The following is a 24681-nucleotide window of genomic DNA, read 5'->3' as shown; positions in this document are numbered from 1 at the left end:
GGAATGATGGACTGTGGGTGGGCGACGAAGTGGGCCGCTCAGCGCGCGAAGCGGCGCAGGTCGAACGCAGCCAGCTCCGGCGCTTCGCCGCCTTCGTCGATGGTCGCGGCCATGCGCTCGCCGGTGACCGCGGCCAGGGTCAGGCCCAGGTGCTGATGGCCGAAGGCGTAATACAGGCTGGGATGGCGTGGGCAGCGACCCAGCGCAGGCAGGTAGTCGGGCAGGGTGGGGCGCGCGCCGAACCAGGCACGCGGTTCGCCGCGCACCGGCAGGCCGAGCTCGGCCGCATGCTGGCGCAAGCGCCGCCATTTGCCCGGGTCGGGCGGCGAATCGGCGTGCGCGTATTCGACGAAGCCGGCCGCGCGCAGGCCGCCGTCGAAGCGGGTCACGATCATCGAGCGGTCCTCGAACACCAGCGGCGGCCGCTGCGGCCAATCGTGCTCGCGCCATTGCAGGTGGTAGCCGCGTTCGGCCACCAGCGGCGCGTGCAGGCCCAGCGAGGCCATCAGCGCGCGCGAACGCACGCCGGCGCAGACCAGCACGCGGTCGGCGCGCAGGACCTGGCCGTCGTCGGTGCGCGCGAACAATTCGTCGCCTTCGGCCTGCAACGCGTCGATGCGGTGGTGGAAGCGCTGCCCGCCGCCCTCGGCGAAGCGCGACCGCAGTGCCGCGGCCAAGGCATAGGGATCGGCGATCTGCGCGGTGCCGGAGAACGCGATCGCACCGGACACCGGCGCGCGCAGCGTTGCGCGCAGATCGGCCAGGTGCGCGGCATTCAAGGGGTGGTAACGCGTGTCGCCGATGTCGGTGCCGGCCCAGGCGGCGCGGCCGCGCGCAGCGCTGGCCGCCGACTCCCAGCACAGCCAGTGGCCGTCCTCGCGCAGCAGCTGCGGTTGTTGCAACGCGTCCGCCAAGCGCCGCCAGGCCGGCAGCGCCTGCGCGAGCAGACCGCGCAGCGCCAGCCGCCCGTGTTCGTAGCGACCCGGCGTGCAGGCGCGTAGATAGCGCAACACCCAGGGCGCGATGCGCAGCGGATCGCGCAAGTCCAGCGGGCCGCCGAAGGCGTACAGCCGCCGCGGCGCCGAACGCAAGGTGGCCGGCGAGGCCAGCGGCTGCGCCTGCTCGGTGGCGATGTGGCCGGCATTGCCCCAGGACGGCGCGATGCCCTCGCGGTCCGGATCGGTCAGCCGCACCCGCCAGCCGCGCGCCTGCAGCGCCAGCGCGCAGGCGTGGCCGATCACGCCGCCGCCGATCACGAGCACGCTGGAACCGGAGCTGGAAGTCACGAACGCGCCTGCGGGGACGGTGATGCCACGATGCTAGGCGCGGGCGACCGAGGGCGACTACGCAATAATCCGCATCCGCCGCGCGGAAGCGGCACAAGCCCGGGCGTGCGCATCGCGCCGACCATCGCCGCAGCGGCGCCTCAGGCGCGACGGAGACGGGCGATGAACGCGACCCAGGCCGGCACCACCCTGCTGCTGTCCGCCTTGACGCTGCTGGCGCTGGCTTACGCCTGGCGCTGGTGGGCGATCGAACGCCGCCGCGCCGCCGCCGACACCGCGCCGCGCCGGCCCGGCGCGCCGGACCTGCTCACCGGCTTCATCGCCAATTTCTTCGACACCCTGGGCATCGGCTCCTTCGCCACCACCACGGCCATGTTCAAACTGCGCGGCCGCATCGACGACGACCGCATTCCCGGCACCTTGAACGTGGGCCATGCGCTGCCGACGGTGGCGCAGGCGCTGATCTTCATCGCCGTGGTCGAAGTGGACCTGGCCACTTTGCTGGGCATGATCGCCGCGGCCGTGCTCGGCGCCTGGCTGGGCGTGCGCGTGGTCGCGCGCCTGCCGCGGCGCGCGATCCAGATCGGCATGGGCGTGGCCTTGCTGGTGGCGGCGGGTCTGTTCCTGGCCGCGAACTTGAACTGGTTGCCCGGCGGCGGCGGAGCATTGGGCCTGCGCGGCGGCACCCTGGCCTTCGCCATCGCGGTGAACCTGCTGCTGGGCGCGTTGATGATGCTGGGCATCGGCTTGTACGCGCCCTGCCTGATCCTGGTCAGCCTGTTGGGCATGAACCCGATCGCCGCGTTCCCGGTGATGATGGGCGCCTGCGCCTTCCTGATGCCGGTCGGCGGCGGCGCCTTCGTGCGCTCCGGACGCTACGACCTGCGCGCGGCGCTGGGCCTGGCCGTGGGCGGCATTCCCGGCGTGTTGGTGGCGGCCTTCATCGTCAAATCGCTGCCGCTGGAATGGTTGCGCTGGCTGGTGGTGGCGGTGGTGCTGGTCGCCGCCGCGCAGATGCTCATGTCCGCGCGTCGGGCGCCGCGGGCTTGAGCCGGCGGTAATCGCGCGGGGTCAGCCCCACGCTGGCCTTGAATTGGCGGCTGAACGCGCTCTGGTCGGTGAAGCCGCAGGCGTGGCCGATCGCGGCGATGGTGTCCTCGCCGTGCAGGCGCTGCATGGCCGCCTCGATGCGCAGGCGGGTCAGCCATTGCTGCGGCGTGAGCTGGAACACGCGGCGGAACTGCCGCTCCAGCTGCGACAGCGACAGTCCGGCCAGCTGCGCCAGCGCCTGCATGCGCACGGCTTCGCCGTAATGCGCTTCCATGTGGTCGAGCACGCGGCGCAGGCGCGCATAGCCCGGATGGCGGCCGTCGGGCTGGGCCAGGTCGCGCGAGATGCCGATCAGGCCGTGGATCGCGCCCTCGCGCCACAGCGGCTGCTTGCTGGTCAGGCACCAGCCGGCGGCGCGGTTCTGGAACACGTGCACTTCCAACTGGTCCTCGATGCGCGCGCCGGCCAGCACGCGCCGGTCCTGCGCGGCGTAGCTCGCGCCCAGCCGCGGCGGGAACAGTTCGCTGGCGCTGCGCCCGATCACCGCTTCGCGCTCGCCCAGACCCAGGCGCTGCACCAGGGTCTGGTTGGCGTGGGTGTAGCGGCCCTGCTGGTCCTTGATGAAGAACACCACGTCCGGCAGGCGATCGAACAGGCCCTGCAACAGGTCGGCATCCACCAGGGTGTGCGGCGCGGAAGGCATCGCCGGATTATGGACACGATCGCCGCGTTTGTGCCGATTTCCGCATCGAGTCGGACGCATGCCGGCTAGACCCGTCGCGGCGCCCGAGCGGACGATGAGCCCCATGCGCAGCATCGACTACATCGATAGCCATACCGGCGGCGAACCCACGCGGGTGGTGCTGTCCGGCCTGCCCGAGCTGGGCGCGGGCGACCTGGCGCAGCAGCGCGCGACGTTCGCCGCGCAGCACGACCGCTGGCGCAGCGCGGTGGCCTGCGAACCGCGCGGCTCCGAGGCCATGGTCGGCGCGCTGCTGCTGCCGCCGCACAACGCCGGCTCGGTCGCGGCGACGATCTTCTTCAACAACGTCGGCACCCTGGGCATGTGCGGCCACGGCACCATCGGCCTGGTGCGCACGCTCGCGCACCTGGGCCGCATCCAGGCCGGGCGCCACGCCATCGACACGCCGGTGGGCACGGTGATCGCGCAACTGCACGACGACGGCCTGGTGTCGATCGACAACGTCGACAGCTATCGTCACGCCGCGGGCGTGACGGTGCAGGTGCCCGGCCACGGCCTGGTGCGTGGCGACGTGGCCTGGGGCGGCAACTGGTTCTTCATCAGCCGCGACTGCGCGATTGCGCTGACGGTGGCGCACTGGCGCGAGCTGACCGCCTACACCGAGGCGATCCGCCGCGCGCTGCAGAGCGCCGGCATCTGCGGCGCCGACGGCGCCGAAATCGACCACATCGAACTCAACGGCGAATCGGCCACGCCGGGCGTGGACGCGCGCAACTTCGTGCTCTGCCCGGGCCTGGCCTACGACCGCTCGCCCTGCGGCACCGGCTTCTCGGCCAAGCTCGCCTGCCTGGCCGCCGACGGCGCGCTCGCACCCGGCGCGGTCACGCGCATGGAGAGCGTGCTGGGCAGCGTGTTCGAAGGCAGTTACCAAGCCGGTGACGCCGGCCGCATCCGTCCGCGCATCGCCGGCCGCGCGCACCTGATGGCCGAAGGCCGGCTGCTGATCGAGCAAGACGACCCCTTTGCCTGGGGCGTGCGGCCGGAATAGGCCGCCGCCCCCTCTTCTTTCAACGCTTCGATACAGGAACCGTCCATGAGCAATGCCGCCTTCTGGCGCGGAGTCGTGCCCGCCATCACCACGCCGTTCGCCGCCGACGGCACGGTCGACCATGCCTTCCTGGCCCAGCACGCGCGCCAGCTCATCGACGTCGGCTGCACCGGCATCGTGCCGCTGGGCTCGCTGGGCGAAGGCGCGACGCTGAGCTTCGACGAGAAGCGCGCGATCATCGCCACCCTGGTCGAGGCGCTGGGCGATCGCGCGCCGGTGATCCCCGGCATCGCCGCGCTGTCCACCGCCGAGGCCGTGCGCCTGGCCCAGGAAGCGCAGCGCCTGGGCGCGCGCGGCCTGATGGCGCTGCCGCCTTACGTCTATTCCACCGACTGGCGCGAGATGGGCGCGCACATGCGCGCGATCCTGGAAGCCACCGACCTGCCGGTGCTGCTGTACAACAACCCGGTCGCGTACAAGACCGACTTCGTGCCCGAGCGCATCGCCGAACTCGCCGCGGCCTACCCGAACCTGCAGGCGGTCAAGGAATCGTCCTGCGACATCCGCCGCTTCGCCGCGATCAAGGCCCTGCTCGGCGATCGCCTGGAGCTGATGGTGGGTATGGACGATGCGATCGTCGAAGGCGTGTGCATGGGCGCGGTGGGCTGGATCGCCGGCGTGGTCAACGCCTTCCCGGCCGAATCGGTGCGCGTGTTCGAACAGGCCCGCGACGGCGGCGCCAAGGCGGCGATGGAACTCTACGCCTGGCTGCTGCCGCTGCTGCGCATGGACACCGTGCCCAAGTTCGTGCAGCTGATCAAACTGATGCAGCAGCGCGTGGACATGGGCAACGAGCGCGTGCGCGCGCCGCGCCTGGTGGTGGAAGGCGAGGAGCGGGCGCAGGCCTTGGCGGTGATCGATCATGCGATCGCTACGCGGCCGAAGCTTTAAGGCCGACGGGTCGAGGTGTTGAGAGTCGTTCGCACGAAAGCCCTGGATCCCCGCGTTCGCGGGGATCACGGGCCAAGTTGCGTCGCGACTTCCAACACCGTCATCCCCGCGAACGCGGGGATCCAGGCCGCCAGCGCCGCCTCGAATCAGTAGGAGAACTTGCCCATGGAACCGATCCTAATCGCCGGCCAATGGCAACCCAGCCGCGACCCAGTGGGCGGCTTCCGCGCCGTCGCGCCCGGCAGCGGCGAAGCCATCGGTCCGGAGTTCCCGCGCTCGGGTCCGCAAGACCTGGAAGCCGCGCTAGCCGCCGCCAGCGCCATCGCCGACGAACTGGCCGCCGCCGCTCCCGCCCGCATCGCCGACTTCCTCGACGCCTACGCCACCGGCATCGAAGCCGCAGCGGACGCGCTGGTCGCCACCGCCCACGCCGAAACCGCCTTGCCCACCGCGCCGCGCCTGTCGGCGGTGGAACTGCCGCGTACCTGCAACCAGCTGCGACAGGCCGCCGCCGCGGTCCGTGCCTACGCCTGGACCCATCCTGTCATCGACACCCAGGCCGGCCTGCGCGCGCATTACGCGCCTCTGCACAAGCCGGTGCTGATCTTCGGTCCCAACAACTTTCCGTTTGCCTTCAACGCGGTGGCCGGCAGCGATTTCGCCAGCAGCCTGGCCGCGCGCAATCCGGTCATCGCCAAGGCGCATCCCTCGCACCCGGCCACCAGCGCGTTGCTCGCGCGCATCGCGCATGCCGCATTGCTGGCCAACGACCTGCCGGCCGCCGCCGTGCAGCTGCTGTACGACTTCGACAGCGAACGGGGTCTGCGGCTGGCCGGCGACCGCCGCCTGGGCGCGATCGGCTTCACCGGCAGCCGTGCCGGCGGCATGGCGCTGAAAGCCGCCGCCGACCGCGCCGGCATTCCGATCTACGCCGAGATGTCCAGCGTGAACCCGGTGTTCCTGCTGCCCGGCGCGTTGCGCGAACGCGGCGACGCTTTGGCCCAGGAGTTCTTCGCCTCGTGCACGCTGGGCAGCGGCCAGTTCTGCACCAATCCCGGTGTGGTCGCGGTGTCCGCAGGCGCCGACGGCGATGCCTTCGTCGCGGCGGCCGCGCAGCGGTTCGCCGACGCCGCGCCCGCGGTGCTGTTCTCGCAGGGCGTGCAGCGCCACCTGGCCGACGCGGTAGAGCGCCTGCGTGCGGCCGGCGCGCAGGTGGTCGCGGGCGCCGCGCAAAGCGCCGGTCCGGGCGCGCGCTACGCGCCCACGCTGCTGACGGTGGATACCGACTCATTCGTAGCGGCGGCCGACGCGTTGCAGGAAGAAGCCTTCGGGCCGGTGTCGCTGCTGGTGCGCTACCGCGACACCACCGAAGCCGTGGCGGTCGCCCGCGCCTTCGACGGCAACCTCACCGGCAGCCTGCACTCGGCCGCCGACGGCAGCGACGACGCGGCCTACGCGCGCATCGCCGCCGCGTTGCGCCCGCGCGTGGGCCGCCTGATCGACGACAAATGGCCCACCGGCGTGGCGGTCAGTCCGGCCATGCAGCACGGCGGCCCCTACCCGAGCACCAGCCACGCCGGCTTCACCTCGGTGGGCATGCCCGCGGCGATCCGCCGCTACGCGCAACTGCACAGCTACGACCAGGTGCGCGACGACCGCCTGCCGGCGGAACTGCGCGACGCCAATCCCGGCAAAGTGCAGCGCTGCATCGACGGCGTGTGGACCGTCGCCGACGTGGCGCGTGCCTGAGCGGCAGATGCCGGCCGGCGCGCGCGCCCGTATCCTTCGGTCTTCCGCCGCTGCCTAGGAACCCCGCATGAAATTCGGTGCGCTGAGCCTGTCCGTCCTGCTCGCCCTGCTGCCCGTCGCGCATGCGGCGGCACCGGCACAAACCGAGGCGGCCGCCCGGCCGGCGCCCAACGCCGCCACCCAGCGCCTGCGCGCGCTGTACGAAGCGGAGTGGCAGTGGCGCCAGCGCGAGTTCGTGCAGGTGCGCGAGCCCGACGGGCGCTGGGAAGACGGCGACCGCATGCCCAGCGTCACGCCGCAGGCCTGGCAGGCGCGCATCGCCTATTGGGAAAAGGCGATGGCCGGCCTGGACGCGATCCCCGAGGCCGAGCTGTCGGACGAGGAGCGCATCAACGCCGCCGTGTTCCGCACGTCGGTCGCGGCCCAGCTCAACAACGCGCGCTTCCGCACCTATGAAGCGCCGTTCAACAGCGACACCTTCTTCTGGGGCGGACTGAACCCGCGCCGTCCGTACCAGAAGGCCGAAGAGTACCGCCGCCTGCTCGGCCGCCTGCACGACCTGCCGCGCTACTTCGACGAGAACATCGCCAACATGCGCGCCGGTCTCAAGCGCGGCTACAGCGTGCCGCGCGTGGCCATCGAAGGCCGCGACAAGACCATCGAGCCCTACGCCAAGCCCGGCGCCGACAACCCGTTTTCGGCCACCTTCGCCGCCATTCCCGCGCACCTGGGCGAAGACACCCGCCGCGCGCTGCAGGCCGAGGCCGAGCGCACCATCCGCGACGAGGTGGCGCCGGCCTACGCCAAGCTGCTGCGCTTCATGCGCGAGGAATACCTGCCGCAGGCGCGCACCAGCACCGCCGCGCGCGACCTGCCCGACGGCCAGGCGTTCTATCGCAGCCAGATCCTGGAATACACCACGCTGCCGTTGAGCGCTGCGCAGATCCACGAGATCGGCAAGCAGGAAGTCGCGCGGATCTCGGCGGAAATGCACGAGGTCATGCGCAAGGCCGGTTTCAAGGGCAGCTTCGCCGAGTTCCTGGCCTATCTGCGCAGCGATCCGCAGTTCTACGCCAAGACCCCACGCGAGCTGCTGTCGTACTCGGCCTACGTGACCAAGAAGGTCGATGGCCGGCTCGAGGACCTGTTCACCCAGTTGCCGCGCAAGCGCTTCACCATCCTGGCGGTGCCGGCCGACATCGCGCCGATCTACACCTCCGGCCGCGGCGGGCTGGACTCGTGCCTGATGAATACCTACGACCTGCCCTCGCGCCCGCTGTACACGCTGGCCGCGCTGACCCTGCACGAATGCGTGCCCGGCCACAGCCACCAGGCGGCGATGGCGCTGGAGGCGCCGGACCGCCCCGACTTCCGCCGCCAGACCTATTTCTCCGGCTACGGCGAAGGCTGGGGCCTGTACACCGAATGGCTGGGCATCGAGTTGGGCGTATACGAAACCCCGTACGAGGATTTCGGCCGGCTCAGTTTCGAAATGTGGCGCGCCGCGCGCCTGGTCATCGACACCGGCCTGCACGAATACGGCTGGACCCGGCAGCAGGCCATCGATTATCTGTCGCAGCACACCGCGCTGGCGCCGCACGATATCCGCACCGAGATCGACCGCTACATCAGCTGGCCCGGCCAGGCGCTGGCCTACTACTTGGGCTATCGCAGCATCCGCGGGCTGCGCAGCGAAGCGGAGACCGCGCTGGGCGAGCGCTTCAACCCCGCGCCGTTCCACACCGCCCTGCTCAACCTGGGCTCGGTGCCGCTGCCGGTGATGGAGCGGGAGATGCGTCGCTACATCGCCACCGAGCAGGCCAAGGCGCAAGCTGCGCCCGACGCCGCCGCGCACTGACGCCGCCGCCGCGGCGCGCGTGACCCAGGCCCCGGCGCCGCGCGCGCCGGCAAGATATGCTCTGCTCCCTCCTTTGAAAAATGGAGGGCTGGGGAGGATTTGCTTTTCGCATCGAGCAAGACGCGCCGTTCCGCCGCTTGAAGCAGGAGAGCGCAGCAGTGCAGCATCGGCAATGCAACCCCAGGCCGCGCCAGCGCATCGACCCCTAGGACCGCCACCGGCATCCGCCGCACCCACCGAGACCGCACCATGCCTCACGCCCGTCTTCCGCTCGTCCTGGCCCTGACCGCCGCGCTGATCAGCCCCATGGCGCTGGCCTCCAACGCCACCGATTCCAACAGCTGCTACGCCGGCGCCTACAAGCTCGACGACGGCCGCATGGTCGACTTGGCCAACGCCGACAAGGGCGCGCTGCGCTGGCGCCTGATCGACGGCCGCACCGGCCGCCTCAGCGAGCGCGACGGCGCGTGGACCAGCACCCTGGGTTGGACCGACCGCCCCGACAACGTCAAGGTCAGCTTCGGCAGCTGCCAGCAGGACAAGATCAGCTTCGAAGGCGTCAACGGCCGCAAGCTGCAGTTCGACATCACCGAGACCCGCTTCGAAGGCAACGGCGTCAACCTGCGCGGCCGCCTGGTCATGCCGCGCGGCGCCGGCCCGGTGCCGGTGATCGTCACCGTGCACGGCTCGGAGAGCTATTCCGGCGTCGACCGCTACCACATGCAGAACCTGTACCCGGCCAACGGCGTGGGCGTGTTCGTCTACGACAAGCGCGGCACCGGCGAGTCCGGCGGCAAGTACACCCAGGACTTCTACCTGCTGTCCGACGACGCCAGCGCCGCGTTGCGCGAAGCCAAGCGCCTGGCCGGCAAGCGCGCCAGCCGCATCGGCTACCTCGGCGGCAGCCAGGCCGGCTGGGTCGCGCCGCTGGCGGCGAGCAAGACCCCCGAGGCGGCTTTCGTCGTGGTCGGCTACGGCATGGCGATCAGCCCGCTGGGCGAGGACGCCAGCCAGGTCGCGCTGGACCTGAAGAACGCCGGCTACGGCGAAGACGTGCAGGCCAAGGCGCGCGAAGTCACCGACGCCACCGGCACCATCGTCGCCTCGCGCGGCAAGGACGGCTGGGACGCGCTCACCGCCGTGCGCCAGAAGTACGGCGAGGAGCCGTGGTGGAAGGCGATGAAGGGCGAGTTCACCGGCCTGGTGGTCTCGCACACGCCCGACCAGCTCAGGGCCAAGCAGGCCGAGCTGGAGCAGGGCACCACCTGGGACTACGACCCCATGCCGGTGCTGCGCGAACTCAAGCAGCCGCAGCTGTGGATGCTGGCCGGCGCCGACGCCGAGGCGCCGCCGGAGGAAACCCGCGATCGCCTGATGTCGGTGGTCGCCGCCGGCCGTCCGCTGAGCGTGGCGGTCTTCCCCGAGACCGACCACGGCATCCTCAAGTTCGAAACCGCCGCCGACGGCAGCCGCACCCCGATCCGCATCGCCGACGGCTACTTCCGCATGCAGCTGGACTGGATCAAGACCGGCAAGCTCGGCCGCGGCCCGTACGGCGACGCGCAGGTGTTGGCGGGCGGGCCGCCGACCGCGCCGCCGGTCGCGAAGAGCGCCAAACCTTGAGTCGGACCCGCATCATCCAAGGCAATAAAAAGAGCGCCTACAGGGCGCCCTTTTTATTTCAATGCGCCATGAAGGCGCACCTGCCCAATGAAGGTAGGTGCGCCAATGGCTAGGATTGGGTCATGCGAACCAAGATCCCTCCCTCATTAAAGTAGCTGGTGGACCGTCGTGCAAGGCTAGCTTACGACCTTGAGCGAGATGCTAAAGAGGCTAAAGCATCGGCATTTCGGGCATCTAGCTTGGCTGAATAAATCGAAGTAATGCGAGGCGACCTCGCCGCCATAGACCGAGCACTATCCTTGCATGAGGTGTGGGTTCATCCAGAGTCGATAGCGCCTAGAAGCGCTTGGCGAGTAGATCGTCTATTTGGTCATAACCATCTGACGAGAAACCTGCTGCTTTGTTTAAGGCAATCGCAAGGACGGTGGTGTTCAACTAGTGAACCCATGGCGTTTGTGGCCAAGGGAGGTAAAGTTGCTATTACGCGTGATCTCTATCCTGCATTGCGTCTCTCAATCCGCAAACGACTACAAACCTGAGAGCAGCGGGCCGTGTAGTTCGCCAACATGGCGCTAAGACGAGACAAGAGGGCTATTGGGCCCTTCCCTCGATACTGGGTCCGACTCTTCGACGGTTGTCGCCGCTCAGCATCGTGTGGGGTGTGCGGCATTCATCTACATTGCTGGCGCTTGCCAAGGCGCGTCTCAATGCAGCGCGAGACAAAATACTTAGATACAAGGCCCGGAAGCAACTATGATCTTGTGATACCAGTCACTGGCGAGGGCGCGAGGCCTTGGAGATTGTCCCTAACGCCGCCGACCCCAAGGCGGCTAAGGCTGCACTGACGCGCGAGCTGGACGAGCTCATTGCGCACTTCGATCGGGAATCTTCGGCGCTTCCTCCCACGGAGGCGACGATCAAGCAGTGGGCCCACCAGTCAGTTCAGCTCGCCCAGCGTATTCGAAACGTACCCTGGAACGGCAAGAGCTCACTGCTTAGGCGTCTGCAGCGGTTCCAATTGCAGCTGCGACAGACACGCCACGCCCGGCGTCGCCTAAGGTTGGATCGCACGCTGTGGGAAGGCATCTATAGCCCGGCGTCGGCCGACACCGCCGATGCGGTCAAGTTCGCTCGGCATCCACTGGCTCATGCGATCCAAGGATTGGTGCAGACGTCCGCGCCTGCACTGCGGCTGCGGCTTGAGCCGGCGTCTGAGCCGATAGAGGCGGGTGACGAGATCCCCGCAGGCATCACTAAAGCGCTGCCTACCGCGCCGGCAACCAGGAAGGCAAGCTGGCGCAAGCTGCCTCCCACGTCCCTCGCCGCGACTCACTCGACGCGCGCCGATCCGGTGATGGCACTTGAAGGGCGCTTGGCATTGCCAGACAGCTTTGAGCGGGCGCGCACCGTTGCGATGAAGTGGCTTGTCCGGAAAGGGATAAAGGTTCCGGGCAACGGACAAGACGGCTTTGAGGCCCGCTCCAACGACGGCAAGAACACCGCAATTGCAGTGGCATGGGCCGGCATCTGGGCCCTGCAAGTCGAAACCGCTGACAACGTCCTTCCGGGGCGTCGTTGGCGCGTGGAAATGGTGTTGGTGCAAGCCCAACCTACACCAGGCGTCGCTATCCGTCTCACTGCCATCTCGCCGGCGGACCAACCGCCTCCGCCAATCAGCGTGCCCGGTCTGGTGTCGGATCTACTAGCCGACGTTGGACTCCTGGATCCAGAGACAAACGAGCAGTTGTTCTCCGAGGCAACGATGGTCGACAGCGTTTCGGCGCTGAAGGCGATGTTGGAAACGCTGGAATCTCCACGCCGTCACCGGCCTGCGATCGTCTTGTCGACCTATCTGCGCGACAATCGGCCCGTCACCTTCCTGGACCCTGCCAGGCTTAAGCGATTACGCGGCCTGGCCAAGGTTTACGTCATCTCTCGGGAAATGAGCTGGCGCCTGACCGACGCACTTAGCAAACGCTTCGCTGTGGCAGGTGCATGCGTGCGCCTGTTCCGCCCCGGGTTTTCAGCGGACGACCCACCTGAGCACCACCCTGTTTGGGAACCTTCGACGCTCAAGTCCGAGGGTCTGACCCTCAACTTGATCGAGCAGTACCTCCTTCGGGAGGCGGCATACGCCTCACTGCAAGCGCAAGATCGTGAGGATGCGGTTCCACCGTTCGATCGAATTCGCGAGCGCGTTTTGCGCCGGCAGATCGATGACGCCAGAGCCATTGCGCAGTCGCAGGCCTCCAGAGCAGGCATGCACAGCGAGGAGATCGTGCAGGCGCTGCGCAAGCAGTTGGCTGATGAAGAGTCGCTACGCCAGATGTTTGAAGGCGAAAGCCATTCGCTGGACCAGCAATTGAAGCAGGCGCGTCGCGAGCGCGATGCTCTGCGCGATGAGCGAGATCAGCTCAAGGCACAAAGCTTTCGACTGCAGAGCCGCATTAGCGCGTTGCAACACAGTGACAACGTCCCGCTCACGACGGTGCCTTTTCCAAATAGCTGGGATGACTTGGAGAGCTGGTGCGCAGACTACCTTGGTGACGCCGTTGTCGTAACGCCTAAGGCCATCCGTGCCGCTCGTGACTCAGAATTCGAGGATGTCTCCTTCGCCTATGAGGTGCTGCACTTTCTGGCTTCAACGTACGTACCCTGTCGGCGCGGCGAGGTAGATAACGCCACACTTGAGGCAGAGAAGGCGCGCCTTCGCATTGCTATATCCGAAGTCGGCCTGGGCGCGGAACATCGACGCTTTAAAGACAGTTACACAACGACGTATATGAATCGCCGCGTCACGCTAGACATGCACGTGAAGCGCGGAACGGATAAGAATCCCAGATTCCATTTCCGTCTCTACTTCCATTGGCACGAAGATAAGCGCGTCATCGTCGGCTCCTTCCCCAGCCACTTGGACAACACACTGACCTGAACGGGCCTGATTCTAGTTAAGCCTTGCGATCTTGCTTGAGCCACTCGCGCACTTGGTCTGGATTGTCCACGACCACATGCTGACGCGCTGGATCTTTCTCCTGTTCTAGGGAGAGCAGGTTGAGATGGCGAAGCGTGTAGAACAGCATGGCCTGTCTGCAGGGAAGAACCAATTTCCCATCGTCCATGTTGTAGTCCTTCATGACGACTTCGCGCTGGCTCGGCGTCAAGCCAGGGTGCGGCACTAAGTGTAAATTGACCTTGGTCTCCCAGCCCAAGTCATTGCTCGGGTCTATCTGGGGTGCGGCAACATCATCATCGACGACCACTAAACGACCGATCGCGAAGTCCCGGAAGGCTAGGCGCTTGTGGCACCAAGCACGTATGTGCCAGCGCAGCCCATCGAAGCCCACTGCGTGCGCGCTGAGGATCAACGCCGCCGGCGTGTCCTGCTCCATTGACTGATATTCAACAGCCACGGCCCGTCTATCGCGGATGGCCTGAACCCACGACGCAACCTCAGGCGAGGAGATCTTGCGCGCCGGCGTCGCGACGATACCGGTGGGGGGAACGAAGCCCACAAAGCTCTCATCGCGCTTGATGACGCCACATGCAAGTCGGTAGAGCTCGTTCAGGTAACTGGTCGCAGAGGCCTGTCCAAACTGCGGCGTGAAACCAGGCTGCGCCACGTAAGCCTTCGCGCTGGCGTCATAGGACATGTTGCCCTTGGCCATGTCGTCGTAGAGGCGTAAGTCGGCTGAGGCCTGGGGAGACGACACGTCAAAGAAGGTCGTCAGATCGGTCCGGTTGATCTTCCCGTCGTACTGCAGGCGCAGGTCGATGAAGGCCAGGCGACGGACCTGCCCCCAGCGCGGGGACGTGGTGGGGGAGGAAGAGGGGGCGTCCATGGGGCGACCTGTAGGGACAGCGGCAAGCCTATCACACCATTAGTTACTTGACATGTAGTATAACTTGGCTAAACTAACTTAACTGATCGGTTGCAGGTGCCGATTGGGCGGCGTCGCACGGGGCGGCAACCTGCCCGGGGTCCCTGGCCCTGGGTTCATTCGGAGAACTACACGCATGACCAGCAAGACGAGCGGGCTCAAGCCCGGGCAGCCGGCCCCGAAGTCCGGCCAGTACCAGATCAACGGCCCGCGTGGTGGCCAGGGTCCGGAGCGGACGGTCGTCCGCGACGAGCCCATGCCGCCCACGCCCAAGCCGGGCCAGACCTACACCTTGGTGGACCCCACCAAGACCAAGTAAGCCCCGTCGCGGCCGGTACCCCCGTGCCGGCCGCGATGCGGTCCCGCTCCCGGAGACAGAAATGAAGCATCTGCAGTCCCTCCCACCCCCCTTCGCCGAACCGTTGGACGCCCTGTTGGCCGACATCGCCATTCGCGTGCAGTTGAGCGAGAGCAACTACAAGAAGGCGGTCGCCCGCTTCCACGCCATCCAGGAATACATCCAGCGCGAGGACAGCCCGCTGCATGACTTGGTCACCTTGGTCTATGCCCAGGGGTCGATGGCCATCGGCGCGACCATTTCCTCGAAGCTGGAGAACGATGAGTTCGATATCGACCTAATCGCCACGCTCGACCTGCCGTCTGACACGCCGCCGCACCGCATGCTCGACCTGCTGGAAGAAGCCATCGCTGGCGAGCCGGGTTCGCGCTACTACGGCAAGACCACCCGGTGCACCCGCTGCGTCCAAGTCCAGTATGCCGATGGGATGCATCTGGACGTCACCCCCATGGTGCGCATCGAGACCATGCCGGAAAAGTGCGGGTACATCTATCACGCACCCAAAAGGCACGCCACGGACGATGACACCAAGATCGTTGCAAATCCTTGGGGCTTCGCCCAGCACTTCATCGAGCACACGCCCAAGGATGTACTGTTCGAGGCGGCCTTCATGGCTCGCGCGCGCGAGTTCGAGACGGCGCACCTATTGGTTGAGGCACAGGCGGAGGTGGAGCAAGTGCCCGAGCAGGAACCCATGCATGCCAAGTCCATGGCAGTCATCGCGCTGCAGCTGCTCAAACGCTACCGCAATGTGCGTTACGACCAACGTGATGTCCGGTGCCCGCCGTCGGTGATGATGGCCAAAGTGGTTGCGGACAACGCGGGCCATACGGGCACGCTCTCGGAAGAACTGCTGCTGCAAGCCGGTCAGCTGCGGGGTGTGCTGCAGGAGGCTCAGGACCGGGGGCGCACGGTCATCGTAGCCAATCCAGCCTGTGCGCCGGACGTATTTACCGACCGCTGGCCGGACACGCTGATGGCACAACAGGTGTTCATCGGTGACCTGGACGAGTTCATCGAGAAGCTGCAGCAGCTGCGTGGCGATGTCGACCTGGTGCAGATGCAGGCGACCTTGGCGACAATGTTCGGCGAGCGGGCCACCATCGAGGCGGTCAAGCAGTTCAACGAGCGCACTGGCCAGCAGATTGTCTACGGGCAGTCGCGCCATACCCCCGGCAGCGGCCGTATCGTGCTGCCCACCGCAGCCGAAGTTGCCGCCCTTGGCGTGGCGGCGGTGCCCGGCATCGTGCGCGCCACCCCCAAGCACACGCACTTCGGCGATGAGCCCTGCGCATGATGCACATGAGCGAGCAGATTCGTCGGATGCACCAGCAGTTCCCGGCGTTTGAGGTCGTCTTCAACGGCGGCTGGCATGTGGTGTGGGAAGGACCCCTCCGGCCGCTGGCGCGCACTTACTGGGTGCGCGTCAATGCGGTGGAGCCGCGACAGATCGACAACCTGCGCGTTCTTGGCACCTGCGGTGCCCAGGTAACGCTCGTCGCGCCCGAGCTCGAATTGACCAGCGATTTTGCGCCCGGCGAGTCAACGCCCCATCTCTACTGGAGCCAGAACACGCCGACTAAGTCCCGCCTTTGCCTGTTCGACCCAGCCACCGATGAATGGACACGCAACATGGCCTTGGCCGATACCATCATCCCTTGGACGATTGACTGGCTAGCGAGCTACGAAGGCTGGCGGGCCACGGGCATCTGGACCGGCGGCGGGCGTCATCCGGTGGTGGCCAAATGACCATGGACGTCGAGCCACGCTCCCGGGGCGCGTTGACGCGCCGTCGCGTGCCGCAGCCTTGGCCCGCAGACCGTGAGTTCAAGATCCTGTCCATCGACGGCGGTGGCATTAAGGGCATCTATCCGGCCAGCGTCCTGGCCGAGCTAGAAGAACAGCATCTCGGTGGCGAGTCGATTGCCGACCACTTCGACATGATTACCGGCACGTCTACCGGCGGGATCATCGCGCTCGGTCTGTCCATGCGCATCCGGGCCCGTGAGATGGCGAACCTCTATCTCGATCACGGTAAGACAATCTTTCCTGAGCCTCGGTTTGGCAAACTGGGTCGCGCATGGGCTCGTATGCGCAACCTTGCCTACCATCGCTACGACCGCGCCGCACTTGCCAGCTTGCTTGCGGAAACCTTCGGGGACACCCGCTTCGGCCAGACTACAAGTCGGCTGTGTATTCCTTCGTGTGACGGCACGTTTGGTGACGTCTACATCTTCAAGACACCGCACCATCCTGACTTCGTCAAGGATGCGGTCCAGCCGATGACAACGGTTGCGATGGCTACGGCTGCTGCACCCACATTTTTCCAGCCGTTGCCGGCGGGCGGATATCGCTTCGTTGATGGGGGCATCTGGGCCAACAATCCTATCATGGTGGGGGTTGTGGACGCGATGACGGCCTTCGACATTGACCGTCATCGCATTCGTGTCCTTAGCCTTGGCTGCGGAGATGAGCCTTACAAAGTGTCTGATGCCATGATGCGCTGGGGAGGCCTGTTTTCCTGGCGAACTGTCATCGACGGTGCAATCGCATTCCAATCCCAGAACGCGCTCGGTCAAGCGAAGCTTTTGTTGGGGGCCGAGCGCGTGATGCGCTTGGTTCCCGACTCGGCGTCCCCCCCTATCTCCCTGGATGACTATGATCGGGCGTCACTCCACCTGCCAAGCGCGGCTTTGAGCACAGTCGAGAAGCACGGTCCAACTTTGGCTGACGTCTTCCTGTCTCGCAGTTGATCGCAGGGTACGTACAGCTGATGTCCCGCCTAACGCAGAACAGGGACCTACAATCAGCCTTCCCTTGCTCGCTCCCTGAAAGAGTGCTGCGCAGCTGCTCCGCTCCGTATGCGGCGGCTACGCATCTACGGGACTGAGCAACCTTACGGAGGCGCGAAGATGTTCGTCGTTTCCACCCTACTCTGACGAAAATGCCGTCGCCGGGGCAAAGTGCGGCTTTGGATGGGTTCTCATCATGGCAGCAATGATGGCCGTTATTTTATGTGCGCAGGCGCAGAATGCGCTTGCAAATCGGGAGGGGGAATACCCATGGCACACGTATCATCAACTGTGCGCTCGGTGCAGATACCTGCACGGTCACCATCACGGACATGAAGTACGTGGACGGAAAGTGGGTGATCGTAGGCGTTCGCCATTTCACGGTACCCAAGAGTCCACAAAACCCACCCATCAAAGACTAGGAGCGGGCTGCGATGTCGCTGTCGTACCTGCTGAAGTTTTATGCCGACGATGCGGCGGGCTTGTTCACAGGAGTAAATCCGTAGCCCAGCAGATAAGGATGCGGGGTCAGCCACATCATCGGATTACGCATTGAAGGCGATGGTGCGGTCAGGGATCGTTGCCATCCGGCATCATCAACACCAGCGACTCGCACACCTTCGCATCGCAGCCCCACTTGCGCACGGTATCGCCGCTGGTCCAGGTGGCGGTGGAAGCTCCGTTGATCTCGAACTCCCAATCCTGTCCCTGCGTGCGCAGGCGGCCCTTGATCGAGCAGGGCACCCAGTAATAGGCGTCGCGGGTGCCGTCGGGATATTCGCGGGCGGCGGTGAAATAGCGCTCGACCTGTTGCGGGGTCAGGTTCCAGGCTTCGCAGGTGGGCTTGAGCGCGGCGTCCTTGCCGGCGGCGGCGTCGAACACGGCGCGGTCGACGCGGACGACCGCGATCGCGGTGCCCGCGCCGGCCTGGGGATCAGCGGCTGGGCCCGGATGGCTGCACGACAGGAGCAGGGGGAGTGCGGTTAGGCACGTACAGATCCGCGCCTTCGCCCTGGGTCTTGTACGAGATGGCATCGTGTTTGTAGACGTCTTTGTCATTGAGCCCGTATTCCTTCTGCAAGATGCCCACCAGCTTGTTGATCGACGCGGTCTGCTCGGGTGTCGGCGCGTCCCAGGTCTTGGTCTTGGCGTTGTAGCTGCCGACCACCTCGATGCCGACGCTGTCGGAATTCATCGGGAAGCGTTCGGGGTAGGGCTTGGCCTTCTCGTGGTCGTGGATGGCCTTGGGGTTCCAGCCGGTCTTGTCGAAGAAGGCCTTTTCCTCTTTCGAGCAGGTGCCTTCCTCCATGCAACGGCCGCGGATCTTGCCCACGTGCTGCGTGTGCTCGTTGAGGCTGGCGGTCTGGTAGATCGTGCCGTCCTTGTCGATCAGGAAGTGGGTGCCGGTACCGGTCTTGAAGGAGTTGAACGCGCCTTGCGCGCTGGAGCCCTCGGTGCGGTGCATGACGACCGCGTTGATGTCCTTGAGCGGCCCCTTCTCCAGCGCCGGGATCGGCTTCCTGGTGATGTCGGGATCGACCAGGTAACCGTCCTTGCCCACCTGCGGCGTGTGCGCGTAGGCGGCCAGGGTTTGGTCGGCGCCGGTCTTGCTCATGGCCGTGGGCACGCTGACCCAGGGCTGCGCGTCGGGCGGGTTGCCGGCGCCTTTCATCGCGAACACCGAGGGCACCGCGGCGTCGGGTTTGCCGACCACGATGCGGTCGAAGTCGCCCATTTGCGGGTTGCGCCGGAGCTGGTCGTAGAGGCCGGCGGCGACGTTGCGCGACTCGGCGTCGTTCCACTGCCCGGTGGCTTTCACGCCATCGAACACCTTCTGGTAACGGGCGTGATCGGGGTGGGCCGCGTCGAAGGGCAGTAGCGGCGTGGGCTGGACGGGGTCGGCCATCGGAAATCCTTTCCTGTGCGCTGGTCGCCAGGAAACTGCCAGCTTTCCGTGGAGCTATCAAGTGAGCCCCGCGCCGGCCGCGGTTTCACCGGCCTGAATGCGCGACTTCCGGCCCGCCAAAAAACGAAGGGCGCCGCAGCGCCCTTCGTCCGTCGTACCTGGTGGGCCAGGCCGCCTTAGAGATGCTTGATGATCTCGTCGGCGAACTCCGAGCACTTCACCTCGGTCGCGCCGTCCATCAGGCGGGCGAAATCGTAGGTCACGCGCTTGGAGCCGATGGCCTTGTCCATCGCAGCGATGATCGCATCGGCGGCTTCGGTCCAGCCCATGTAACGCAGCATCATCTCGCCCGACAGGATCACCGAGCCCGGGTTGACCTTGTCCAGGTCCGCGTACTTCGGCGCGGTGCCGTGGGTGGCCTCGAACACGGCGTGGCCGGTCACGTAGTTGATGTTGGCGCCCGGCGCGATGCCGATGCCGCCGACCTGCGCGGCCAGGGCGTCGGACAGGTAGTCGCCGTTGAGGTTGAGCGTGGCCGAGACGTCGTATTCCTTCGGGCGCAGCAGGATCTGCTGCAGGAAGGCGTCGGCGATGGCGTCCTTGATGACGATGCCCGCGCCCGGCTTGCCTTCCGGGATCACGTGCCAGGGGCCGCCGTCGAGTTCGACCGCGCCGAAGAAGTCGCGCGCCACCTGGTAGCCCCAGTCGCGGAAGCCGCCTTCGGTGAACTTCATGATGTTGCCCTTGTGCACCAGGGTCACCGACTTACGCTTGTTCTCGATCGCGTAAGCGATGGCGCTGTGCACCAGGCGCTCGGTGCCCAGGCGGCTGACCGGCTTGATGCCGATGCCGACTTCCACCGGCAGCTCGCGCGCCGGCGCGCCGATGGCCTGCAGTTCCTTCAGCCACGCCGCGTTCTTCTCGGCGGTGCCGAAACGGATCTTGTCGAAGGCCTGCGGGAATTCCTTATTGAGGAAGTCCAGCACCTTCTGCGCGTCGGCGCTGCCGCCGGCCCATTCGATGCCGGCGTAGATGTCCTCGGTGTTCTCGCGGAAGATCACCATGTCCACGTCGCCGGGCTTCTTCACCGGCGAGGGCACGCCTTCGAACCAGCGCACCGGGCGCAGGCAGACGTACAGGTCCAGCATCTGGCGCAGGGCGACGTTGAGCGAGCGGATGCCGCCGCCGACCGGCGTGGTCAGCGGGCCCTTGATGCTCACCAGATAATCGCGGCAGGCCTGCACGGTGCCGTCGGGCAGCCAGGTGCCGTAGGTGTTGTTGGCTTTCTCGCCGGCGTAGACCTCCATCCACTCGATCTTCTTCTGGCCGCCGTAGGCCTTGGCCACCGCGGCGTCGAGCACGCGCACCGAAGCGCGCCAGATGTCCGGGCCGGTGCCGTCGCCTTCGATGAAGGGGATGATCGGGCGATCCGGCACGTTCAGGCCGGTCGGGGTCTTGGTGATCTTGGCGCCGCCTGCGGGCGGCGTCGCTACGAACTCGGTCATTACGGTCTCCAGTGGGGCCGTCCCGTGCGCGGGCGCATGGGCGCGAAGCAGGGTGCTGGCGGGACGCGGCATCGCTGCGGCCCGGCCGGCCATTGTCGCGGTTCGGGCCGGGGGAGGCAAAGGCCGCGGGGGCATGACGGGGGCGCGGGATGGAATGATGTTTTCCGCGCGCGCGGCGCCGATGGCTGTGGGGTAGGAGCGGCGTGAGCCGCGACGCGACAAAGCGAGCGGCCGTGTCAACGCCGACAGCCGGGGCATGGCGGTCGCGGCTCACGCCGCTCCTACCCCACGACGGTGTCGGCGACGCCTTGGATCGCCTTCACAGTGACCGACGCTGCGCGGTGGATCGTGTTGGCGTGGTCGCGGCTTGCGCCGCTCCTACCCCCAGAAACGCGGCAGCGGTTAGGCGATGTCCCACGTCTGCGGCGTCAGCGGTGCCAGGCCGTACGCGGCGCGTGCGCGGTCGCATTGCGGGCTCGGCTGTCCGTGTTCCCAGGCGGCCCGCAGCTCGCGGCAAGGCGAGGGGCGTTGCGCGTAGATGGCGCAGTGCGCGGCGGTGCCGATCTCGCCATGCAGCTGCTGGCAACGCAGCGCCGCTCCGCCGTAGGTGCCGCGCATGGCCACGCGGTGCGGGTCCAGGACTTCGGTCGCCGCCACCGGCGTGCCGGCCGGCGTGGCCGCGTCGGTTTCGCTCCAATGGAAGGCGACGCGGAAGTGGGCGCAGCAGGCGCCGCACTGCTGGCAGGGATGAGCCGTCATCGCCGATTGCGGAGTAGCTAACGAAGGGAAGCGGCGCCGCTCAGGCGGCGCCGCAGCACTTCTTGTACTTCTTGCCGCTGCCGCAAGGACAGGGGCCGTTGCGGTCGGGTGCCGCGGCCACGCGGCGCGGTTCGCGCGGGGTCAGCGCGTCGATGCGGTGGTGGTGCAGGTCGGCGAGCATGCCGGGCAGGCCGGAGACGATCTCCAGGCGCTCGCGGTAGCTGACCGGGGTGCCCGGCGCTTCCGGGTCCTCGCCCATGATCTCGCCGCTGGCCAGGCGGTCGAACAGCACGAAGATCTCGTCGATCCACTCGTTTTCGTCCAGCCAGGTGTCCCAGGCGGCTTCGCGCAGCTCCACGGCGCGGAAGAAGCCGAAGGCCCAGTCGCGGCCCACGTCCAGGTCGTCGCCCTGGTCCACTTCCACGTCCTCGGGCAGCCACAGCAGCGGCGCCAGGTGGTCGGGCAGGTCGTCGTCGCCGTGGCGCACGCGCGCGCTGGCCATGTTCCAGTGACCCTGCAGCAGGGCGTCGACCTGCTGCGCCTCGGCTTCGTCGCTCCAGCGCGGCGGGCGGCCGCCCCAGACCACGGGCTGCCATTCCTCGGCCGGCACCGTCTCCGGCGCCACCGCCAGGGCCGAGAGGAAGCCGTCCAGCGCCTCCAGGTTGAAGCCCTTGTGGGGAACGGCGCGCTGGTCGAGCAGGTCGGCCAGGCGTTCGATCTGGGCGTCGTCTAGGTAGGCGGGGGCTTTCATGGGCGGTCGCGTGGCGGGTCGGGACGCGCATGGTAGTCGCAGCGGCGTGCGCTCGCCGAGAATTCGCCTTCCGACCCCGGCCTCCGACCCCATGACCGCCTGCCCCTGCGACCCCGCCCGACGCTACGCCGACTGCTGCGGCCGCCTGCACCAGGGCGCGCCCGCGGCCGACGCCGAGGCCCTGATGCGCTCGCGCTACAGCGCCTATGCCCTGGGCCTGGCCGACTACGTGCTGGCCAGCTGGCACCCCAGCACCCGGCCGGAAACGCTGGAGCTGGGCGCGCCTGGCGCCACGCGCTGGCTGGGCCTGGAGGTGCGCGCGCACCGGCCGCAGGGCGATCGCGCGACGGTGGAGTTCGTGGCCCGCTACCGCGTGGGCGGCGGCTCGGCGGTGCGGCTGCACGAACTCAGCCGCTTCCTGCGCGAGCACGGCCGCTGGACCTACCTGGACGGAAGCTTCCCGAACGGCTGAGCCGCCGCGCGCTTACGCAACCGCGCGCACGCATCGCACGGACAAAAAAAGGGCGCGGTCCTGGAGAACCGCGCCCGGGCTTGCCCGCCCAACAGGCGGGGAGAGAGTCGTTTACTTGACCTCGAATTCCTTCGACTGCACCACGTTGCCGTCCAGGGAGACGTCGACCTTGTACTTGCCGGTCGGGAAGCCCTTGGGGCTGTTGATGCTGAAGTTGGTCACGCCCGCGCCCATCAGCTGCGCGTCGGCGCTGTCGTCCTTCACGGTTTGGCCGTCCTGGAAGGTCCACTTCGCGCCCAGCTTGGCCGGCACGGTCGCGGCCGCGTCGGAGGTGCTGGTGCTGATGGCGACGTAGATCGTGTCCTTGGGCTTGAAGGTGGTGGTGGCGGTGGTGACCTTCTTGTCGGCGCCCACGGCGCTGCCCAGGTCCACGGCGGTGACGCTGGCGGTGGCGGCCGCCGGCGGCGGGGTCGGTGCGACCGGCTCGACCGGGGTCGGCGCCGGCGCCGGGGTGGCTACGGGCTCTTCTTTCTTCTTGCAGCCGACCAGTCCGATGGAAGCGACCAGGGCGGCGGCCAGAACGTAGTGCATGCGGTTGCGGATCATCATGGTGTTTCTCCTGGAAGACGTGCGAACAGGCGTTGGAGCGCGGCCGTCGGCGCAGCGCAGGCGGCGGCTCCCGTGGTTGGGGTCAATCGTTGATCGCGGGGATCTTCAGCACCTGGCCCGGCTTGATCTTGTCGGGATCGTCGAGCTGGTCGCGGTTGGCTTCGAAGATCGTATTCCACTTGTTCGCCTTGCCGTAGAACTGCTTGGCGATATGCGACAGCGTGTCGCCCTTTTCCACCGTGTAGGTCTGATCGGTGGGCGCGGTCGACGCCGTGATCTCTTCGGTGGAGCTGACCGAAGATTGCACGTCGCTGAAATCGGCCCGCTTCGTTACCTGTTCGGTGCTGTCGACGTTGCTCTGCACGTCGGAGAAATCGGCTTTCTTGTCCGGGGTAGTCATGGGTTAGCGTGCTCCTGCCAATCATTGGCGGATTCACGATGACATGCCGATTGTTAAAATCGTATTGCGCCGGCGTGAACGCCGGCGCGGGGATTTACTGGCGCTCGTCGCGGTGTGCCAGGGGGCGCAAAAAATCTGCCGTGGCGCGCCAGGGGTTGATGTCCAGGCCGCCGCGGCGGGTGTAGCGCGCTTCCACCGATAGCGACTGCGGCGCGGCCACGCGCATCAGGTCGGCGAAGATCCGTTCCACGCATTGCTCGTGGAACTCGGCGTGGTCGCGGAACGAGACCAGGTAGCGCAGCAAGCCGGCGCGGTCCAGGCGCGGGCCGCGGTAGGCGATGTCCACGCGCGCCCAGTCGGGCTGGCCGGTGACCGGGCAGTTGGACTTGAGCAGGCCGCTGCTCAGGGTTTCCTCGACGACCACGGTTGGGTCGGCGGCCAGGTGGGCGGCGTTGGGTGGGCCGTAGTCGTCCACCGTCAGGTCCTGTTCGTCCAGCGACAGCGCGGCGCTGCCCTGCACCGGCGGCAGGCCGAAGGCGACCTCGACCGGCGCGCCGGCGGCGGCGCTGAGGTCGGCGGCGATCTGCGTGCGCACGGCCTCGTCGCTGTCGTAGCGCGAGGCGTTGTAGGAGTTCAGGTACAGCTTCAGCGACTTGGATTCGACCAGGTGGGGCGAGTGCGCCGGCACGGTCAGGGTGGCGGTGGCCATGCGCGGCTTGCCGCGGCCGTCCAGCCAGCTCAGTTCGTAGGCATGCCAGCGGTCCACGCCGACGAAGGGCAGGGCCCGGTCGGACAGGCCGATGTGCGAGCGGCCCAGCGCGCGGGCGATCGGGAACAGCAGCGCCGGGTCGTAGTGGCGCGGGTAGTCGACGTGGCGGCCGAGCGGCAGTTCTTGGGTCATGCGCGCATTTTACGCCTATGCGGCCGGCGCGCCGTCGGCATGCGCAAGGATCGGATATCGGCGCCCGGCGCGGCGGCGGAGA

At 67.3% G+C, this 24681-nt stretch carries 23 protein-coding genes; 12 read left to right on the top strand and 11 right to left on the bottom strand.

The annotated features are described in order from the left end of the window. Positions 1 to 38: 38 nt before the first annotated feature. On the bottom strand, positions 39 to 1286 hold the full coding sequence (locus DX914_RS16180; protein WP_115860642.1) for an NAD(P)/FAD-dependent oxidoreductase: 1248 nt from the start codon (positions 1284 to 1286) through the stop codon (positions 39 to 41). A 162-nt stretch (positions 1287 to 1448) separates the two neighbouring features. Between DX914_RS16180 and DX914_RS16175 the strand changes: the two genes are divergently transcribed. Further along, entirely contained in the window at positions 1449 to 2336 is an 888-nt protein-coding gene (locus tag DX914_RS16175; RefSeq protein ID WP_115860640.1) for a sulfite exporter TauE/SafE family protein, read from the top strand. On the opposite strand, the gene DX914_RS16170 is transcribed toward DX914_RS16175, so the two are convergent. Continuing rightward, positions 2305 to 3039: an AraC family transcriptional regulator gene (locus DX914_RS16170; protein WP_115860638.1), complete on the bottom strand. Its 735-nt coding sequence runs from the start codon at positions 3037 to 3039 to the stop codon at positions 2305 to 2307. The genes DX914_RS16175 and DX914_RS16170 overlap by 32 nt on opposite strands. Before the next feature lie 103 nt (positions 3040 to 3142). Between DX914_RS16170 and DX914_RS16165 the strand changes: the two genes are divergently transcribed. The 6 genes from DX914_RS16165 (at position 3143) to DX914_RS20095 (ending at position 13200) form a co-directional block, all read left to right on the top strand. After that, positions 3143 to 4087 carry a proline racemase family protein gene (locus tag DX914_RS16165; RefSeq protein ID WP_115861241.1) on the top strand — a complete coding sequence of 315 codons (945 nt, stop codon included), beginning with the start codon at positions 3143 to 3145 and terminating at the stop codon, positions 4085 to 4087. Between the two features lie 45 nt (positions 4088 to 4132). Continuing rightward, positions 4133 to 5038, top strand: coding sequence for a dihydrodipicolinate synthase family protein (locus tag DX914_RS16160; RefSeq protein WP_115860636.1), 906 nt, complete (start codon positions 4133 to 4135; stop codon positions 5036 to 5038). A gap of 165 nt (positions 5039 to 5203) precedes the next feature. Next, positions 5204 to 6787: an aldehyde dehydrogenase family protein gene (locus DX914_RS16155; protein WP_115860634.1), complete on the top strand. Its 1584-nt coding sequence runs from the start codon at positions 5204 to 5206 to the stop codon at positions 6785 to 6787. 67 nt (positions 6788 to 6854) lie between these two features. Further along, positions 6855 to 8645 (top strand): DUF885 domain-containing protein, encoded by a 1791-nt coding sequence (locus DX914_RS16150; protein ID WP_115860632.1) that lies wholly within the window; start codon positions 6855 to 6857, stop codon positions 8643 to 8645. Between the two features lie 249 nt (positions 8646 to 8894). Then, positions 8895 to 10268 carry an alpha/beta hydrolase family protein gene (locus tag DX914_RS16145; RefSeq protein ID WP_115860630.1) on the top strand — a complete coding sequence of 458 codons (1374 nt, stop codon included), beginning with the start codon at positions 8895 to 8897 and terminating at the stop codon, positions 10266 to 10268. Positions 10269 to 11061: 793 nt separating this feature from the next. Next, positions 11062 to 13200 carry a hypothetical protein gene (locus tag DX914_RS20095; RefSeq protein ID WP_147300705.1) on the top strand — a complete coding sequence of 713 codons (2139 nt, stop codon included), beginning with the start codon at positions 11062 to 11064 and terminating at the stop codon, positions 13198 to 13200. A 16-nt stretch (positions 13201 to 13216) separates the two neighbouring features. On the opposite strand, the gene DX914_RS16135 is transcribed toward DX914_RS20095, so the two are convergent. Beyond that, complete coding sequence (locus DX914_RS16135) at positions 13217 to 14107, bottom strand: BrxR family transcriptional regulator (RefSeq protein WP_231118305.1); 891 nt, start codon at positions 14105 to 14107, stop codon at positions 13217 to 13219. 175 nt (positions 14108 to 14282) lie between these two features. Here DX914_RS16135 and DX914_RS16130 point away from each other — a divergent pair, with 175 nt between their 5' ends. The 4 genes from DX914_RS16130 (at position 14283) to DX914_RS16115 (ending at position 17257) form a co-directional block, all read left to right on the top strand. Further along, positions 14283 to 14465: a hypothetical protein gene (locus DX914_RS16130; RefSeq protein ID WP_115860626.1), complete on the top strand. Its 183-nt coding sequence runs from the start codon at positions 14283 to 14285 to the stop codon at positions 14463 to 14465. A gap of 61 nt (positions 14466 to 14526) precedes the next feature. Then, positions 14527 to 15801 carry a nucleotidyltransferase domain-containing protein gene (locus tag DX914_RS16125; RefSeq protein ID WP_115860624.1) on the top strand — a complete coding sequence of 425 codons (1275 nt, stop codon included), beginning with the start codon at positions 14527 to 14529 and terminating at the stop codon, positions 15799 to 15801. Positions 15802 to 15806: 5 nt separating this feature from the next. Continuing rightward, the gene (locus DX914_RS16120) at positions 15807 to 16253 is read left to right on the top strand and encodes a type II CBASS E2 protein (RefSeq protein ID WP_147300704.1); all 447 of its coding nucleotides are present in this window, start codon (positions 15807 to 15809) and stop codon (positions 16251 to 16253) included. Continuing rightward, entirely contained in the window at positions 16250 to 17257 is a 1008-nt protein-coding gene (locus DX914_RS16115; RefSeq protein WP_115860620.1) for a CBASS cGAMP-activated phospholipase, read from the top strand. The genes DX914_RS16120 and DX914_RS16115 overlap by 4 nt, the downstream gene beginning before the upstream one ends. Positions 17258 to 17866: 609 nt before the next feature. Here the strand turns inward: DX914_RS16115 and DX914_RS16110 are convergent. From DX914_RS16110 to DX914_RS16090, 5 genes are all read right to left on the bottom strand, one after another. Further along, positions 17867 to 18178 carry a hypothetical protein gene (locus DX914_RS16110; protein WP_115860618.1) on the bottom strand — a complete coding sequence of 104 codons (312 nt, stop codon included), beginning with the start codon at positions 18176 to 18178 and terminating at the stop codon, positions 17867 to 17869. Between the two features lie 52 nt (positions 18179 to 18230). Further along, positions 18231 to 19202: a peptidoglycan recognition family protein gene (locus DX914_RS16105; protein ID WP_115860616.1), complete on the bottom strand. Its 972-nt coding sequence runs from the start codon at positions 19200 to 19202 to the stop codon at positions 18231 to 18233. Between the two features lie 176 nt (positions 19203 to 19378). After that, positions 19379 to 20707 (bottom strand): isocitrate dehydrogenase (NADP(+)), encoded by a 1329-nt coding sequence (gene icd, locus DX914_RS16100; RefSeq protein WP_115860614.1) that lies wholly within the window; start codon positions 20705 to 20707, stop codon positions 19379 to 19381. 402 nt (positions 20708 to 21109) lie between these two features. Next, a complete protein-coding gene (locus DX914_RS16095) occupies positions 21110 to 21466 on the bottom strand; it encodes a YkgJ family cysteine cluster protein (RefSeq protein ID WP_115860612.1) in 357 nt (118 codons plus the stop codon). Between the two features lie 40 nt (positions 21467 to 21506). Next, entirely contained in the window at positions 21507 to 22217 is a 711-nt protein-coding gene (locus DX914_RS16090) for a UPF0149 family protein (protein WP_115860610.1), read from the bottom strand. A 91-nt stretch (positions 22218 to 22308) separates the two neighbouring features. Here DX914_RS16090 and DX914_RS16085 point away from each other — a divergent pair, with 91 nt between their 5' ends. Beyond that, on the top strand, positions 22309 to 22689 hold the full coding sequence (locus tag DX914_RS16085) for a YchJ family protein (protein WP_115860608.1): 381 nt from the start codon (positions 22309 to 22311) through the stop codon (positions 22687 to 22689). A gap of 111 nt (positions 22690 to 22800) precedes the next feature. Here DX914_RS16085 and DX914_RS16080 read toward each other — a convergent pair whose 3' ends face one another. The 3 genes from DX914_RS16080 to queF all read right to left on the bottom strand — a co-directional run bounded on the left by DX914_RS16080 (position 22801) and on the right by queF (position 24599). After that, positions 22801 to 23298 (bottom strand): hypothetical protein, encoded by a 498-nt coding sequence (locus DX914_RS16080; RefSeq protein ID WP_231118304.1) that lies wholly within the window; start codon positions 23296 to 23298, stop codon positions 22801 to 22803. 82 nt (positions 23299 to 23380) lie between these two features. Beyond that, a complete protein-coding gene (locus DX914_RS16075) occupies positions 23381 to 23698 on the bottom strand; it encodes a LysM peptidoglycan-binding domain-containing protein (RefSeq protein ID WP_115860606.1) in 318 nt (105 codons plus the stop codon). 94 nt (positions 23699 to 23792) lie between these two features. Next, the gene (gene queF, locus DX914_RS16070; RefSeq protein ID WP_115860603.1) at positions 23793 to 24599 is read right to left on the bottom strand and encodes an NADPH-dependent 7-cyano-7-deazaguanine reductase QueF; all 807 of its coding nucleotides are present in this window, start codon (positions 24597 to 24599) and stop codon (positions 23793 to 23795) included. Positions 24600 to 24681: the final 82 nt, after the last annotated feature.

It is taken from the genome of Lysobacter silvisoli, from assembly GCF_003382365.1.
In the GTDB taxonomy this organism is placed as follows: Bacteria; Pseudomonadota; Gammaproteobacteria; order Xanthomonadales; family Xanthomonadaceae; genus Lysobacter; species Lysobacter silvisoli.
Note: the sequence above shows the minus strand (reverse complement) of the source record. Positions and strands in the feature narration are given on the sequence as shown.